The 16,334-nt window shown below is 49.0% G+C and carries 14 protein-coding genes; 8 read left to right on the forward strand and 6 right to left on the reverse strand.

The annotated features are described in order from the left end of the window. Window positions 1-153 precede the first annotated feature (153 nt). The 3 genes from ACKFKF_RS01065 to ACKFKF_RS01075 are packed head-to-tail and all read left to right on the forward strand — an operon-like array spanning window position 154 to window position 1,554. On the forward strand, window positions 154-990 hold the full coding sequence (locus tag ACKFKF_RS01065) for an ABC transporter ATP-binding protein (RefSeq protein ID WP_446865981.1): 837 nt from the start codon (window positions 154-156) through the stop codon (window positions 988-990). Window positions 991-1,032: 42 nt separating this feature from the next. Next, window positions 1,033-1,308, forward strand: a complete 276-nt coding sequence (locus ACKFKF_RS01070) for a hypothetical protein (RefSeq protein ID WP_446857368.1) — start codon at window positions 1,033-1,035, stop codon at window positions 1,306-1,308. 15 nt (window positions 1,309-1,323) lie between these two features. Further along, the gene (locus ACKFKF_RS01075) at window positions 1,324-1,554 is read left to right on the forward strand and encodes a hypothetical protein (protein ID WP_446865982.1); all 231 of its coding nucleotides are present in this window, start codon (window positions 1,324-1,326) and stop codon (window positions 1,552-1,554) included. A gap of 99 nt (window positions 1,555-1,653) precedes the next feature. On the opposite strand, the gene ACKFKF_RS01080 is transcribed toward ACKFKF_RS01075, so the two are convergent. Then, window positions 1,654-4,386, reverse strand: a complete 2,733-nt coding sequence (locus ACKFKF_RS01080) for a DNA methyltransferase (protein WP_446865983.1) — start codon at window positions 4,384-4,386, stop codon at window positions 1,654-1,656. A 362-nt stretch (window positions 4,387-4,748) separates the two neighbouring features. On the opposite strand from ACKFKF_RS01080, the gene ACKFKF_RS01085 reads away from it, so the two are divergent. Then, window positions 4,749-4,898 carry a hypothetical protein gene (locus ACKFKF_RS01085; RefSeq protein WP_446865984.1) on the forward strand — a complete coding sequence of 50 codons (150 nt, stop codon included), beginning with the start codon at window positions 4,749-4,751 and terminating at the stop codon, window positions 4,896-4,898. Here ACKFKF_RS01085 and ACKFKF_RS01090 read toward each other — a convergent pair. From ACKFKF_RS01090 to ACKFKF_RS01105, 4 genes are all read right to left on the reverse strand, one after another. After that, window positions 4,895-5,131, reverse strand: coding sequence for a hypothetical protein (locus tag ACKFKF_RS01090; RefSeq protein ID WP_446865985.1), 237 nt, complete (start codon window positions 5,129-5,131; stop codon window positions 4,895-4,897). The two genes, ACKFKF_RS01085 and ACKFKF_RS01090, sit on opposite strands and share 4 nt — an antisense overlap. Window positions 5,132-5,431: 300 nt before the next feature. Then, complete coding sequence (locus ACKFKF_RS01095; RefSeq protein ID WP_446865986.1) at window positions 5,432-7,660, reverse strand: alkaline phosphatase family protein; 2,229 nt, start codon at window positions 7,658-7,660, stop codon at window positions 5,432-5,434. A gap of 293 nt (window positions 7,661-7,953) precedes the next feature. Continuing rightward, window positions 7,954-9,471, reverse strand: coding sequence for a UDP-N-acetylmuramoyl-L-alanyl-D-glutamate--2,6-diaminopimelate ligase (locus tag ACKFKF_RS01100; protein ID WP_446865987.1), 1,518 nt, complete (start codon window positions 9,469-9,471; stop codon window positions 7,954-7,956). Window positions 9,472-9,506: 35 nt separating this feature from the next. Further along, complete coding sequence (locus ACKFKF_RS01105; RefSeq protein ID WP_446857377.1) at window positions 9,507-9,821, reverse strand: glutaredoxin family protein; 315 nt, start codon at window positions 9,819-9,821, stop codon at window positions 9,507-9,509. Between the two features lie 106 nt (window positions 9,822-9,927). Here ACKFKF_RS01105 and ACKFKF_RS01110 point away from each other — a divergent pair, with 106 nt between their 5' ends. Further along, on the forward strand, window positions 9,928-10,260 hold the full coding sequence (locus tag ACKFKF_RS01110; protein ID WP_446865988.1) for a hypothetical protein: 333 nt from the start codon (window positions 9,928-9,930) through the stop codon (window positions 10,258-10,260). Window positions 10,261-10,425: 165 nt separating this feature from the next. Next, entirely contained in the window at window positions 10,426-11,724 is a 1,299-nt protein-coding gene (sbcD, locus tag ACKFKF_RS01115) for an exonuclease subunit SbcD (protein ID WP_446865989.1), read from the forward strand. Between the two features lie 130 nt (window positions 11,725-11,854). On the opposite strand, the gene ACKFKF_RS01120 is transcribed toward sbcD, so the two are convergent. Continuing rightward, on the reverse strand, window positions 11,855-12,340 hold the full coding sequence (locus ACKFKF_RS01120) for a DUF4168 domain-containing protein (protein ID WP_446857383.1): 486 nt from the start codon (window positions 12,338-12,340) through the stop codon (window positions 11,855-11,857). A gap of 362 nt (window positions 12,341-12,702) precedes the next feature. Here ACKFKF_RS01120 and ACKFKF_RS01125 point away from each other — a divergent pair, with 362 nt between their 5' ends. Beyond that, window positions 12,703-13,080, forward strand: a complete 378-nt coding sequence (locus ACKFKF_RS01125; RefSeq protein ID WP_446865990.1) for a hypothetical protein — start codon at window positions 12,703-12,705, stop codon at window positions 13,078-13,080. Window positions 13,081-13,547: 467 nt separating this feature from the next. Beyond that, window positions 13,548-16,301: a GAF domain-containing protein gene (locus tag ACKFKF_RS01130; protein WP_446865991.1), complete on the forward strand. Its 2,754-nt coding sequence runs from the start codon at window positions 13,548-13,550 to the stop codon at window positions 16,299-16,301. Window positions 16,302-16,334: the final 33 nt, after the last annotated feature.

The following is a 16,334-nucleotide window of genomic DNA, read 5'->3' on the forward strand; positions in this document are numbered from 1 at the left end:
CCCTCACTCGTGGGGGATTTAGGGGGCAGAAACCTCAAACAACGAAGCGCAAGAATTCTATAGAACTGACCCATAGAACTGACCTTTGAACTGACATCCATTGAGCCGGGAACCGATTCGCTAATTACAAAGTTCTCACCCAGGAGATTTATCATGAGTCAATCGATACCGACGATCGACATGCCTGACACCAACGCTCATCCAACCGGATTTTTAGAAATCGAGAACCTGCACAAGTCTTATAAGGCTCCCAATGGGGGCGAGTCGGTTGTGCTGAAGGGGATTAATCTGACGATCGGGCAGGATGAATATATTTCGATTATTGGTCACTCTGGCTGTGGTAAATCGACGCTGCTCAAGATTGTGGCGGGGCTGGAGAAATCGACTTCTGGATCGGTGAAACTCGACGGACGAGAGATTCGCAAGCCGGGAGCCGAGCGGATGATGGTGTTTCAAAACTATTCGCTGTTACCGTGGTTGACCGTTCGAGAAAACATTCGGTTAGCAGTCGATGAAGTGTTGAAGGATCTGTCTGCGGGTGACAAAAAGCAGATTGTGAATGAACACTTGGTGATGGTGAATCTGACGGCGGCGGCGGACAAATACCCGGATCAGATTTCGGGCGGGATGAAGCAGCGAGTGGGGATTGCGCGGGCGTTGGCGATTCGTCCCAAGATGTTGCTGATGGATGAGCCGTTTGGGGCGTTGGATGCGTTGACTCGCGGCAAACTTCAGCGTCAGGTTCTCGAAATCTGGGAGAGCCACCGTCAGGCGGTGATGATGATTACTCACGATGTCGATGAGGCGATTTATATGTCCGATCGCATCGTTCTCATGACCAACGGGCCAGCGGCGACGATCGGTGAAATTCTAGAGGTGCCATTTAAGCATCCCCGCGATCGCCAGCAGCTTCGAGAGTCGCCTGAATACTATGACCTTCGCAATCATGCGCTCAATTTTCTCGATCGACACTTTGGCAGCGATGAATGAGCCTCTGATACAATTCATTCACGTTCAAGATGATGAGGAGCTATGACGCAACCGGATTTTACGATCGGCATTCAGTATGAACTCAGACAGTTGGCAACGGCCACAACAGAGCTTGCTGAAAAGATTGATCACCTGACGGGTCGAATGGACGAACGGCTAGATCGTCTGACTGAGGTGGTGACAACTGGCTTTGAAGAACTCAAGCAAATCACTCAACAGCAGGCTGATACGGCTCGAATGCAGATGGAAAATTCACGAATGCAAGCTGAGAGTATCAATCGTCTGATCGCACTGCTAGAGCGCAAAGAGGGAAATTAAAAGAAATAACGTGTTATGGGTATTCAATATGAACTCAGACAGTTAGCAACGGCCACAACAGAGCTTGGTGAAAAGATTGATCACCTGATGGATCGAATGGATAAACGGCTCGATCGTCTGACTGAATTGGTAACAACTGGCTTCACCGAACTCAAGAAAATCACTCAACAGCAAGCTGACACGGCTCGAATGCAGGCTGAAAGTGTCGATCGATTGGTTGCTCTACTAGAGCGCAGAGATACGTAAGTTTTAAGTTTGAGATCTCTAGTTCAAAGTCCCCCAATTTTGGGGGATTTAGGGGGCTGCCCAGATCTGTAGCCACAGCAAAATTTTGTCGAATTCACATTAAGGCTGGCTGTCGGTGGGTGCCCACGGGCCGATGATGGGTTCGCCCTGGGTTTCTTTGTGGGCGAGTTGTTGGTTGAGGTCGAGAAGTTTGGTCAAAATGTCGTCGGTTTTGCTGAAGCCGTATGCTTTGAGAACGAGAGCGTCAAGTTGGGTGTGATGTTTGGCGAGTTGGCTGCTGGGTTCGTGAAACCATTGGTTATATAGCTGAGTGATGCCCCATTGTTTTTTCTCCATCTGTTGGATGCGGTATTCATGAAGAGTGAGCGCTGCATTGCGAATTTGCTCAATTAGCTTTGCGCTGGGCGATTGCGGAAATGGAAACGTTTCAAAGCAAGTTGTTGGAGTGTATGCAATGTCAGCTTTGAGGGTTGATTTTTGTGTATCCATCCAAGTGCGATGAACATTAGAAGTTAGAATACCAAGAACATAGAAGTCATTAGATGTGAAAACAACTGATTTTTCACCAGGCAGCCAAGTACTGGGAACGGATATAAAAACAGCCCATTTGGAAACTCGTGGAACTGCAAAATAATGCGACAGCCCAGCAATAGCGTTTCTTAGCGGTTTGTTATTTCGTCGATACTGCCACCAGCGCTCTTTCAAAAAGGCTTCCCGGCTCTTAGCGCGCTCTGGCTTGACGTAGTTTCTTATATATTCAAACGGAAGTTTATAGCTGCTTGCATCTTCAATAGACATATCATCAAAATCAATAATCCAGCGATCGGGCTTTCCTTGTGGTTCCTGCGCCAGATTCGCGCCCATTGAGAACCTTTTTAGCACTACCTGATTACTCGGCTCCTTATCAAGCCATACTTTAGCAGTATTTTCATCAATAAAGAAACCTTTACCATTTGGTTCTACACCTCTAAAAAGTTGATTGAGATTAACTGATAGCTGTATAGCTCTTGAAACATCAACTCCTGATTTAAGGCTAGAGCTAATAACTTTAACCACTTGATTATCTAAATGTAGAACATGAGGTTTTTGCTTCATCCAGTTCACCAAACTGACATGAACTTTTGCTTCTCCTGACCAAGGCTGGCTAGAAATTGCATCGTGAATGTATCCTCCATTTTGAACAATGTAATCAAGCGAAGCATTTCGACTTTTTCCTTGACTGATTGAGTTAGTTCCAACTAATCCTGCTCTACCATCTTCTTTCAAATGCTCGTGAGCTAGGCGAAACCAATATGTTGCGAAATCAACTTGCTGGTTTTTCAATATAGAGAACTTTTTGAACATACGATCTACATAGTCATCGCCTAAATTCTGTCTCATTCGTGCCCCACCCAAAAACGGCGGATTTCCGATGATCGCATCTGCTTTTTCCCACTCGCTAAATAGGGCATCTTTGCAGACAATATTTTGATCCAACGTATCCAACGGTAAAGCAGGCTCAAACAAACCCAATTTATCAATGGCAATCTTCCGCCCGATCATCATCGTCACCCGCGCCAACTGCACCGCAAACGAGTTAGTATCCATCCCAAAAAACTGATTAGGAGTCACATAGCCGATCGCCATTTGCCCCGTATCCGATCGCTTCCGTTCTGCAATCTTGTCAATCAACAGCTTCTCCATCCGCTTCAATTCCTGATACGCTACATACAAAAAATTGCCCGATCCACACGCCGGATCAAGCACCCGATAAGCCTGCAACTCAAGCTGAAGCGCATTCAACTCAGCAATAGACCCCGCCCCATTAATCCGCTCTTCCCAAAAATCACTAATTGTCGGCCTGACAATCTGCCGAATATCGACCTCACTCGTAAAGTGAATCCCATGTGCATGACGCTTTGACTGATCGATCGCCCCCTCAAAAATGTTGCCAAAAATCGACGGACGTACATAAGTCCAGTTGTCTCGCGCACAGACATCCAAAAACTTCAACTCCTCATGCGTTAGCTCGATCGGGTCAACGATCGCAAACAATCCACCATTAAAATAATCGACCCCTTGATAGCGTCCCGCAGGCGTTTTGCCCCGCCGATTCATCTCACTAAACAGCCCCCCAATCAAGTCATACGTGCTGCCCCCCGTCATACAGTCTTGAATCAGCGACACAAAAATATCACGCGGCAACAGCCCCCGATCTTCTGCAAACATCGCCAACACACACTGCAAAACAAATCGCTGTAGCTGCTCCTCACTAAAGCTGTCAAACCCATTGTGCTTACCCCGCTCATACAGCAATTGATAAAGCTCTCCTAGCCGTCGCGCCGATCGATCCGTCACCTCCACCTGATTGTTTTGAAACACCGGACGCATCCCGCCGATCTCCATAAAGGTCAACGCGCTCGATCGCTCCGGCAATTGTGCTAGAGAAATCTTGTCTACAGGCTCATCGACCTGATTTTCAAAGTCAAAAATCCAAAACTCATCAAAATTGCACAACATCGCATACCGAGGCCGATTGGGCGTAATCCGCATCCAATACCGCTCAACCTGGGCATAATGCTTGCTCAGATCTTCCCCCCGCTTCTTCATCTCAATGAGAACGCCCGGAACGCCCTGCCGCGATCGCCACACCAGATCCGCAAATCCCGTCTTTCCTTTAGCACTGGACTTCTTGAGCCGATCCTCAAACTCCGCGCCTGCCTCGATCGCCCCCTCATGCCCAAACGCCCTAAAAAAACGATCCAAAAACGTCTGAGACTCGCCTTTCTCATCCCCCTTCAAACCCTGGCAAAAACTAACAAACGCTTGAAGGCTGGCAGGAGTCGCTGACATATCAAATCTTCTCGTAGGGGGCTTTTCTTCAGTATTCACACAGAGTCGTCAAAATCACGATCGTTGTTTGCTTAATCACAACTGTCGCCCAATTAACGTGAATTCAACGAAAAATTTCGCTGCGGTTACAAATCCGGGCAGCCCCCTAAATCCCCCACCAGTGAGGGACTTTGAACGAGAAAGCCCATCCGGAAGTCCCCCAGATTGGGGGGTTGGGGGGCAGAAGCGCTCACTACCGAAGCGGAAAATTCTATCGAACCTACGTTCAATTAACCGCCAAACTCAAATTTCGCTCAAAGGCTTGCTCACAGAAAACGAATCCGCTATGCTAGTGGCAGACTTTAGCCACCCTATAGCCACCCATGAAACCCAAAATCATCATCGACTTATCGATCGTCGTTGAAACCGTCGTTCGCCTCGACCCAGAGAAGCCAGACGAAATCGATGAACAAGTCCGAATGTTAGTAGACCTGCTAACTGACCTAAAATCGCTCATCGAAGGCAGAACCTAACCGCGTGACTCGATCGCTGCCACCCGCGCCTCCAAAGCGGCAACTCGTGCCTCAAGGCTATTTTCATCAGTCAAATACTCGCGCAGGGCATCATTGACGATCGTGTTGACGGGTCTGCCTGTTGCCTTTGCGTGACTTTCTAGTAGCACCCACACATCATCGTCATATCGAATCGTTCGCTTCTCTCTAGCCATGCCGTCTCTACGATCGTGAAGTGGGTTCGATCGTACCATCGGTCAGCCGCCAAACAAGATTCTCAGCACTAATCTAACCTGAGTTCGGGATAAGCTGAAACCCTCATTCTGTCATTGCCTGTTCTGGCACTCCGGCAATGTATTTGGGATGTTTCAGCCATTCTGGAATGCTCTAGTGGCCTTAACCCGAACTGACGTTAACCAAGTCAAATTGACGCTAAAAAATAGGCTGTAGTGGAAATCCGCAAAACTCGATCTTCAAGAGTTAAGTGGAGTGTCTCAACCACAGCCTTTGATAAGCAGAAATCAGTATTCAGAAATCTCCAAAATTCAGAGAACTCAGGATTTAAGCTTCAAAGCTTGTCCCTGAACAGTGGGTGCTGATTCGATTCCGAGCAGACGATCGATCGTCGGCACTACGTCAATATTGCGAACTTGCTTCAGACTGCCCTGATCGATATCTGGCCCCGCCGCAAAAAACACCGCACTCATGTTGAGCTTCTCTGGATTGTAGCCATGTGCGCCATAAAAGCTGGGCACCGAAAGGAAGCCAGTCACCGAGGAATTATCCCCCAATCGTGGAATCGAAGGGGTTTGTGTTCCGTCAAAGTTGTAGCCTTCAGCCATTGTCGCAAACACATCGCCGCTGTCTTGAGCAATGAATTCGTTGGTGCCCAGACCAAAGGGGCGATCGCTCCCATCTTGAGGCAACGGACGTGGGTAAATCTTGTCAAAAATGGGTTGGTTTTTGGCGTAGTTGGGATTCGTGTCTACCAATTCTTGAAGCGCTTGCACAATCTGCTGTTGGAGGGTGACATATTCTTCACGGCTGACGGTGCCATCGGGTTCGCGTCCCTGTAGATTGATGTAAATGTTGGTGGCTGGGCCCGACGTGATTGCCCGCACTTTAGTCGGATCAAATCCTTTACTTGTCAGGTAAGGCGTGAGATTGACCGAGGTATGAAAGGGCGAAAACCCGTGATCCGACACGACAATGATGTTACGGCGCGGAATGCCCCCACGAGTCCCGACGGCTCGAATCACTTGCTGAAGCGCTCGATCGGCGACTCGATAAGCCCTCTGAACATAGGTCGCATAGCGGGCAACCTTGGCAGCATCTTGTCCCCCGTTGATCGAGTTGGGATCAGTGGGATCGGTTGCCTGTCGCGGGTCGATCGTCAAAAATTGGTGTTCTGAGCCGTCGGGTTGTTCAAAATACAGCAGCACCAGATCGGCATCAGGATTTTTGGCGATCGCTCTCAGGGCCACACGGGTTTGATAGTCGGTAAAGGTTTGAACCAGGTCTTCGTAAATGTCTTCAAGTTCTCTATCAGGAAAGGCATTTAGACCGACTGCCGATCGCTGAGGAATCCGAAAATCAGGTTGCGGTGCCCAAAATCCGACATTGTTGTTGATATCGTCTACATCCGCCAAGACAGCGGCGTTGCGAGGAATGGCGTTAGCCGAATAGCGAACTAAACGCACCGTAGACAAATCAGGCGTAAGTCTGCTGACATAAAAAGCGGTTCCAGCCTTGTTAGAACTGCCTTCAAAGTAAAACGGACTCGATTTTTTGAGTTTTGCCTGCACAAATGCCGACCCTGTAGAGGGCAAGCTGCCACCCACTTGAATCCCCACTTTTGCATCAAAGAATACGATCGTGTCGTAGTTAGTCTGGCGATCGTTGCTGGTGTCAAGTGCCGCCGCTTGCAGATCAAAACTGGCTCCTCCGACGGTGACCTGCTCTAGCGAAGTTTGCAAAACGGGACTGTAGGAGACTTTGTTGACGGCGGTGAGTTGAGCAATCGTCGGCTCTGAGGCAGGCTGAAAGTCAGAACGAGTCAGGCTAAACCCTCTCGCCGACAGTCCCGCAAAGGCTCCAAATGGCACGGTGTAATCGACGGTGCGTTCTTTAGCAGATTGCAGTAGCGGACTGGTCGGCGCAGTGGTCAAACGAATATCAGCACCATCGGCACCCGGAAAGGTGGCAGCGACGACTTTTTTACCGTTTTGTCGCAGTCTGATCCAGATGGGTTCTGCGGTGGGTGTGGCGCTTTGACTCACGCCGTTAGCGTCGATCGAGTAGCCGCCGATCGGGGCTGCAAACCCGCTAATATTTTGCCGAAACGGACTGGCAACCAGGTGAAAACTGTTAGCGACTACATTGGTTTTGGCCGTCGTGGCCCCGGCTCCGATCGAGACGTGACAAGCCGCCGTCAGTGAGGGATTACAGGTGATGTTACGCTCGGCAACGACTCCCCGACTTTTTAATAATCCCAGGCCCTGGTTCGGTTTGAGAATGCCTTTTTGCAGATAGTCTTCAACAAATCTAGGCGTTGCGCCATCTAGAGAAATCAACACAACGGGCGCTCGTCTAGTAGCACTTTGAGCAACCGTTGTATGAATACCAATTGCAATCAGAAAGGTGACGATCGCAAATGCCAAAAGTCGTCTAAATAAGCGAAAATTTGAAGGTCGAACAATGCTAGATAGAATCACCCTGATATACCGAGAGATTCTCTGAATGATTGAGGAAGGATTCAGATTTTCCCAAAAATGGTTATTCATCAACGTGCCTGGATTGGATTAACTGAATTGCTGTGTAGTCTACTACCAGGATGTTAAGCCCAGACTATGTTTGGATTAACGCGATCGACAAATTATCCATCTCAAACTAGCAATCATCTTAAGCGGTACTCTAACCCACACCTTTAGACTGCTGAATCCCTTATATCAAATTGATCTTTGAGTGCTACAGATCTTGGAAGCTTCTACAACACTAAATTGAATGAAGGTTACATAGATTGATGAATCTTAGATAAACAATTCTGTCGTATCTGCTTACCACGAATAATGCACCGTTAGGATTGTTTGCCTCGTTCGATTAGGGCTGCTCTTGCTTGTTCACGATCGTCAAAGTGAATTTTCTCCGTTCCCAAAATCTGATAATCTTCGTGGCCTTTGCCTGCAATCAACACGCCGTCTCCTGGTTTGGCTTGCAGAATAGTGGTGCGGATTGCGGTCGCTCGATCGCTCACCACCAGAGCCTTGACAGATTCAGGAATGCCCGCCACAACATCTTGAAGAATGCGATCGGGATCTTCAGTCCGAGGATTGTCAGAAGTCACGATCGCCTGATCCGCCAGTGTTGCAGCAATATTGCCCATTTTGGGACGCTTGGTACGATCGCGATCGCCGCCACAGCCAAACACACAAATCATCTGACCCGGAATAAACGGCCGCGCCGCTTTCAGCATGTTTTCTAAGCTGTCAGGCGTGTGAGCATAATCGACAATCACGCTGATGTCCTGATCAGGTTTCACCTGCACTTGCTCCATGCGCCCCGGTACACCTGTAAAGCTGGGCAGCGTGTGAGCCATTTGTTGTAAATCGAGTCCGAGATGCAGACCTGCGCCGATCGCCGCCAACAAATTCGCCAAATTGAACTGACCCACGAGAGGCGATCGAAATTCAATGTCACCTTTGGGCGTATGGAGAAGTCCGCTCACATTGTCTGAACCGTAAACTAAATCGCTCGTCCACAAATCGGCTTTTTGCTGTGTGCTGTAGCTCCAGACGGCTGTAGCGTTTTCTTTTAGCTGCTCGATCAGGCGTTGTCCATAAGTGTCATCCAAATTAACGATCGCCCGACTGTTGAGATAAGACTGGCTAAACAAGAGCGCCTTTGCCGAAAAATAATCCTCCATGTCTTTGTGATAATCGAGGTGATCCTGCGTCAAATTGGTAAACACCGCCACCTCAAACGGACAGCCCAACACGCGACCCTGAGCCAGCGCATGAGAACTCACCTCCATCACGCCCACCTGACAGCCTGCGGCGATCGCGTCTGCAAACTGACGCTGTAAATCGACAGGAAACGGAGTGGTATGAGCCGCCGTCTGCTGAAAGCCTTTCCAGCGGGTGTAGAGTGTGCCAAACAGAGCGGTCGGTTTTTGCGCCTCGGTTAAAAGAAATTCGATCAAATGGGTGGTCGTGGTTTTGCCATTTGTCCCGGTCACGCCGACCAACTTGAGCTTTTGGGCTGGGAATTCGTAAAAAGCGGCCGCGAGTTGAGCGCACACCTGCATCATGTCGATCGCCGGAATCACCAAAGGCGGCCGTTCAGTCAAAAACACCGGATCGCCCATTGCCTTACTCGCCGCTTGAGAAGAGACGATCGCTGCCACCGCGCCGGATGCGATCGCACTTTGCCAAAAATCGCCACCATCGACTCGCGTTCCGGGCATCCCAATAAACAGATCGCCTGCCTGACATGCGAGAGAATTGGTCGTCAAGCCTTTTACATCCGCGTCTAGTGCCGGGTGGTCGGGCAATTCCCCTAATCCAGGCAGTTTCGCCAATAATTCTCTAAGCTGCATCGTTCACTCCTTTGCCAAAACGCTTGCGCCTATTATTAGCGATCGAGGCCCCCATATTTCTGTAGCATCTGTTCTAATTGGTGAACGGTAGCGCGAGGAGAAAGGCGGGGAAGCAGGGAGGAGGGAGGAGGGATAAGGGAGGAGGGATGAGGGATGAGGGATGAAGGATTTGCTCGATCGTCCACCAAAAAGAGAACGGGAATTTCGTACTGGTAAGCTTGAAACCAGTCGTCGCGGGTGGTGATGTCGCGGATTTCCAGGTCGATTTCCAGGGTTTGAATCTGCTCTAACTTCTCCTGCAACCCTTCACACAAATGACACCCCGGCTTGCTGTAAAGAATTAACTTCATCCCTCATCCCTCATCCTTCATCCCTCAATTTACAACGCCATGACAAAGACTGTCACCGGAGCTTCTTCCGGAAATCGAAGGCTTTTCTGACTCGCTGCAATATGAATTGGAACCCTTTAATATTCGAGTCAAACTGATTGAGCCAGGGCCAATTAAAACTGATTTTTATGGGCGATCGCTCGACCTTGCCCAAAAGCCAGGACTGACCGCCTACGATGCTTTCGCCGCCAAAGTAATTCCCAGTCTCAAAAAAGCGGGAGAAACCGGATCGCCACCCCAAAAAGTTGCCGAAATCATCTATCAAGCTGCAACTGACAATTCTAAAAAACTTCGCTATCCCGCAGGCGGCAACGCTGGAATATTGCTTTTACTGCGAAAGTTTTTACCCGACCGCCTGTTTAGTACAATAGTTCGTAGTAGCGTGATTCGCAAATCCTAAACTATCAGCATTCGATGAAGGACTTTGCCCATCAAGGGAGAATTTTGCACTGAAATTCTTATCTTAGAGTCCCTTAGAATTGGGGGTTGGGAGGCAAAAGCGCCAAATAACGAAGCGAAGAAACTTCAGCAAACTAGCCTTAAACTGCACGAGCATTCTAACCGCATGATCAAAGTTCTTCACCTTTCTGATATCCACCTAGGTAGCGGGTTTTCGCATGGAAAAATCAATCCAGAAACGGGGCTGAATACGCGATTAGAAGATTTTGTTGCCACATTGGGACGGTGTATCGATCGCGCCCTCTCAGAACCCGTCGATCTCGTGCTGTTTGGCGGAGATGCCTTTCCTGATGCCACGCCTCCGCCCTATATTCAGCAAGCGTTTGCTCGTCAGTTTCATCGCCTGGTCGAGGCTCAAATTCCTACCGTTTTGCTTGTCGGCAATCACGATCAGCATTCTCAAGGGGCAGGCGGCGCAAGTTTGTGCATTTACAGAACGTTAGGCGTTCCCAATATCGTGGTAGGCGATCGCCTCGAAACGCACTGCATTCAAACTCAAAACGGACTGGTTCAAGTGATCACATTGCCGTGGCTCAATCGGTCTACTTTACTAACGCGACCAGAGACCGAAGGATTGTCAATGTCAGAAGTGGGACATTTGCTGCTCGATCGCCTCCGCGTTGCCCTAGAAGGTGAAATTCGCAAACTCGATCCTACCGTTCCCACCGTTCTCTTAGCTCACCTAATGGCAGATGCCGCAAACTACGGCGCAGAGCGGTTTTTGGCAGTCGGAAAAGGATTCACGATTCCATTGTCGTTTTTGACACGCGACTGTTTCGACTATGTGGCGTTGGGTCATGTTCATCGGCATCAAATTCTGTGTCAAGATCCACCGATCGTTTATCCCGGCAGCATTGAACGAGTTGATTTTAGTGAAGAAAAAGAAGACAAAGGCTATGTGTTAATTAACCTGCAAAAAGGAAATGCGGCGATCGAGTTCTGCCCCCTGCCCGTTCGCAAATTTTGCACCATTCAGCTTGATTTGTCCGAAGAAGACGATCCGCAATCCGCCCTACTCGAAGCCATTGAGTCAGAATCCGTCCAAGATGCCGTCGTGCGTGTGATTTACCAGCTTCGTCCCGAACAGAGCGATCGCATGGACGACACCGAACTTCATCAAACCCTCAGCATCGCTCACAGCTACACCCTTCAGCCCGAATTAGTCAGCCAACTGTCGCGATCGCGCCTCCCCGAATTGGGCATTGGGACGACGATCGATCCCTTGAACGCCCTGCGCGCCTACCTAGACAACCGAGAAGATCTGCGCGACCTGCAAGAACCCATTCTCACGGCCGCCCAAAACCTTCTCGATCAAACTGATTGGTTAGGAGATAGCGATCTGGCGATCGATCTCGAAGATCCCGCCCCGACCCAACTCACTCAAACTCAGCTACGCCTGCTCTAACCTCTTAAAATCTCCCAATGGCAGCTTGGGGGGCAAAAGCTCCACGCAACGAGGCAAAAGAACGCCATCAAATTCACCACTTAATTAACTTCTAGCGATCGACCTCTTGCCAACCGCTAAAAGCAAACTTCTACTTGCGAATCAACTGCTGAACTTCTTGCTTTAGCTGAGGATTCTTTTGAATCGCCTCAAAGATCTGGTTAAAGCGCTGCACATTCAAACCCTGATCCTGTACCGCTTTTTCCATCTTAGATTGACTATCTTTTTGAATCGTCACTAACTTAGCAACTGCGCGATCGTAACTTTGCCGCTCCTTCGGCTGAATTTGGCTGGCGGGAGTTGCTTTAGGATTTGCCTGCGTTTTGTAAATTTCGTCAAACCGTTGCGGTGTCAAGCCTTCCCCCTGAATCGCTTGCACAGCCTGCTGCTCAGAAGTTTTGTTGATCACCAAAATCTGTTTGATGGCTCCCGCAAACTTCTGCACTTCGTCTTTACTCGGTTGAGGAGACGCAGCAGGGGCAGCTTGCGGAGCAGGAGCAGGATTTTGTGCTTGAGCAGGCTGAACGGCAAATAACAGAGCAACCGTGCAGAAAGCTGCTAGAGCGTTCTTGATCATCTTGAATTCTCCATGACGACTATAGTGAACCGATCGACAACCAAGCCTTCAACATTACCATTCAGCAATTGCTCTGAAGTTTGTTGTGATTTGCTCTGCACTATCCTATCGGGAATCAATCAATTTAACATCCGATTCTCAAAGCCATTCGCTCGTAACCAATTCACCCAAATTATCTCCATTGGCATACGTGAACTTACCAAATCCAAAACCGTTGACAGAGATAAGCGGGTTCAAGCATCGCTACAACTTAAGTTAAATGAATTAATCTGCATCTAATCGCCAGCGCAGCCATCGAGGGGCATCACTTCCTTCAGATGAATTCTGACTGGGTTGATCGTATCAAGTGAGAAAAAACTGTTATGCCGCCCTCTGAGTCGATTTATTTACCTGTTCTAAAACAAAATATTGCTGATCGATCGACCCTGACTCAAGCCCAAACTTCTCCGCCTCCAGAAGTTTCGTCATCGGTTGCTAATCAAGATGCGGCGATGGTGATGATTCCTATTTGCTTTGTGGCAGTCTGGGCGGCCGTGGTCTGTGTGATTTCCAATACCTGGAAGGTCAATCGCAAAGACGTTGAGACCAGCAAATTGACGGCGCAATCCCCCTGCAAAAAGTGTCGCTTTTTTAATAGCAATCCCTACGTCAAGTGTGCGGTCAATCCATCTCTAGCGATGACAACGGCTGCGAAAGACTGCACAGACTATCAGCCCAAAGAGCGCAAGCTGATACGATAGGAGACTTCTGTCGCTAAGTGACACTATTTTGTGAAACACTCCATCTCAATGTCTCGAATTAATGTCTTCCAACTGACCAGGGTGAGCTTTGCCTCTGGTTTTTGGCCGTTTTAAGGAAAGTCTGATGGCTAGTAACTCATCAAAAATCTTGATTTGTGAGGGATTGAGTGGGCGAAGGCAGACTTTGCTCTTAGCGACACGGTTTGAACTGCCAGCCAAAAAGTTACAGGTCATTAACTTCTCAACCCTGAGAGAAATTTGCAGGCTTAAAGTCTCTCAAAGTCTGTAACGCCGAGAAGATCACGGTTCAATTGTTCCATTAGATCACACAGTCAGTCTCTTTCAAATTTTTACTCACGTGCTCCGCAATTTTGTCGATCGGTTTGCCCATACTTTCTGGTAGAAACAGAAGGAATTCTGTCTTTCTATCTCTGTGCTGACCAATCCTAATAGATGAAATATAAGCGATGAGCCTTGAGCCGACCAATCACAAATCCGCTAACCTTGATCAAGAAAAATTATTACATCGCATCATTGATCGCATTCGACGATCGCTAGAGCTAAAAGATATTTTGCAAGCAACGGCGGTAGAAGTCGGTGAGTTTTTGGGCACTGATCGCATCAAAATTTATCAGTTTCAACCCGATGGAAGTGGTCAAGTCGTCGCTGAGTCGATTCACAACGATCGCTTGCCGTCGCTGCTGGGGTTAACCTTTCCGGCTGATGACATTCCTCTCTACGCACGAGAATTGTTTGCCAAAACGCGGACGCGATCGATCGTCAACGTAGACACTCAGGAGATTGGTCAAAGTGCTCTCGAAGACGTAGACACCAGTATTGCGTTTGCAGACCTGGAATATCGAGCGGTCGATCCTTGTCATGTTGAGTATTTGATGGCGATGGGAGTCACGTCTTCTCTAGTCATGCCGCTGTTGGTGCACGATCAACTTTGGGGGCTGTTTGTCTCTCACCATTCTGAGCCACGAGAAATTCCAGAAATTGAGGTGCGGGCCGTTCAATTGGTGGTCGATCAACTGTCGGTGGCGATCGCTCAATCCACCCTCACCAGCCAAGCTCGCGCCAAAGCCACCCAAGAAGCGGCAATCAATCGTATTACCTGCCTGCTGCATTCGCTCTCGACGATCGAGCTACAGGCTGCCCTTGATGAAACGGTGACAGCCCTACACGGATCGGGCGGTCGGCTGTGGATTCGTCCTGAAGCGTTGGAGCTTTGTGCTGCGGGTTCTTCTGATTCGAGAGTGCCGAGTTGCTCGGTTCGGCTTTATACCAACGGAGTCCAGCCCCAGATCCCGGCTGAGGCTCGTTACCCGCTCATGGAGCAATACAGCGTCTGGAAGGAATTTTTTAAGTCGGATGAGCAGTCCGTTTGGGAGATTCAAAATCTCTACAAAGAGCCAGGTTTACGCAATTTGCAGTTTGCCTTTCGTCCTACTCCAATTCGGGGCATTTTGATTGTTCCACTCTGGCATCGCCATCTACTGTTGGGCTATCTGACGGTGTTTCGCGATGAAATTGAGACTGAGATTCTCTGGGCTGGGCAGGTTGACCCCGATCGTCGTCAGCGTCCCGCTCAACTCTCGTTTGAAGTCTGGAAAGAATCGAAAAAGGGTCAAGCCCAACCCTGGACAACGGACGAGATTGAAATGCTCCAAACCCTGGGTAAGCAGTTTGCGACCGCCATTCAGCAATACGAAATGCACCAGCATCTGCAAACCCTCAATGCTCGTCTAGAAGTCCAGGTCGAAGAGCGCACCGCCCAACTCAGACAGGCCACCGAGCAGCAGCAAATTCTCTTTGAAGTCGTGACCAAAATGCGCCAGTCGCTGGATCTCGACACTATCTTTAAAACGCTGACTCAAGAACTGCGGCGATCGCTGTCTGCCGATCGAGTGGGCGTTTACCGCTTTGACCCTGATTCCCAATTTAACGAGGGTGAATTCATCGCAGAAGATGTATTGCCCGACTTTCCTTCTGCACTAGCCACTAAAGTGCAGGATCACTGCTTTGGCGAAAGTTATGCGACGCTGTATCGCAACGGACGAGTTCAAGCGTTGGATGATATTCAAGCCGCAGGTCATAAAGCGTGTTTTGGTGGCATTCTCGATCAGTTTCAGGTTAAGGCGCTGCTCACGACACCGCTGCTGAGAGGGGATCAACTTTGGGGGCTGTTGTGCATTCATCAGTGCGATCGACCGCGAGTGTGGAAGCCGATCGAGATTCAGTTTGCGACTCAGGTTGCGGCCCAGTTGGGAGTCGCGTTAGAGCAGTCGGACTTGTTGGCTCAGACCCAAAATCAAACTGAGCAACTCAAGCAAACGCTGCACGACTTGAGAAAGACGCAAAACCAACTAGTGCAGACCGAGAAAATGTCTAGTCTGGGGCAACTGGTTGCAGGAGTCGCCCACGAAATTAACAATCCAGTGAATTTTATCTATGGCAATCTCAATCACGTCAACGACTACGCCCACGATTTGTTAAAACTGATCGAAACCTATCAGGCGCAGTGTTCCCACCCTTCTGTAGAAGTGTCTGAGCAATTGGAGGCGATCGACCTCGATTTTCTATCCAAAGATTTGCCCAAAACGCTGTCTTCGATGAAGGTAGGAGCCGAACGCATTCGCCAAATTGTGCTGTCTTTACGAAATTTTTCTCGACTCGACCAGGCCGAAATGAAGCCCGTTGATATTCATGAAGGACTGGAAAGCACCTTGCTCATTTTGCAGCATCGCCTCAAAGCTAAAGCAGACACATCGGGGATTGAGTTAATTCGCGAGTATGGCGATTTGCCTCTAGTTGAGTGCTATGCCGGACAGCTAAATCAAGTATTTATGAACGTCTTGAGCAATGCGATCGATGCCTTAGAGGAAGCAGACAGTCAAAAGAGCAAAGCCGGGATCAGGTCAAGCGACCCGCCGATTATTCGCATCCGGACTGAGCGATTGGGAAGCGACCCCTTGCGGGTTACTCAAAGAGATCGCATTTTGATTCGTATTGGTGACAATGGGTTGGGCATTCCTGAAAGTCTCAAACTACAGGTGTTTGATCCGTTTTTCACCACCAAACCGATCGGCAAAGGCACCGGAATGGGACTCTCCATCAGCTATGAAATCGTCGTCGAGAAGCACGGTGGAGTCTTTAAGTGCAGTTCTCAACCTGGTCAAGGAACTGAGTTTTGGATCGAAATCCCGATTCGACCCTGAGTTGTCAATTCGATGAGAGTTTTTTGCTACGGT

The sequence above is a fragment of the Phormidesmis sp. 146-12 genome, from assembly GCF_052939495.1.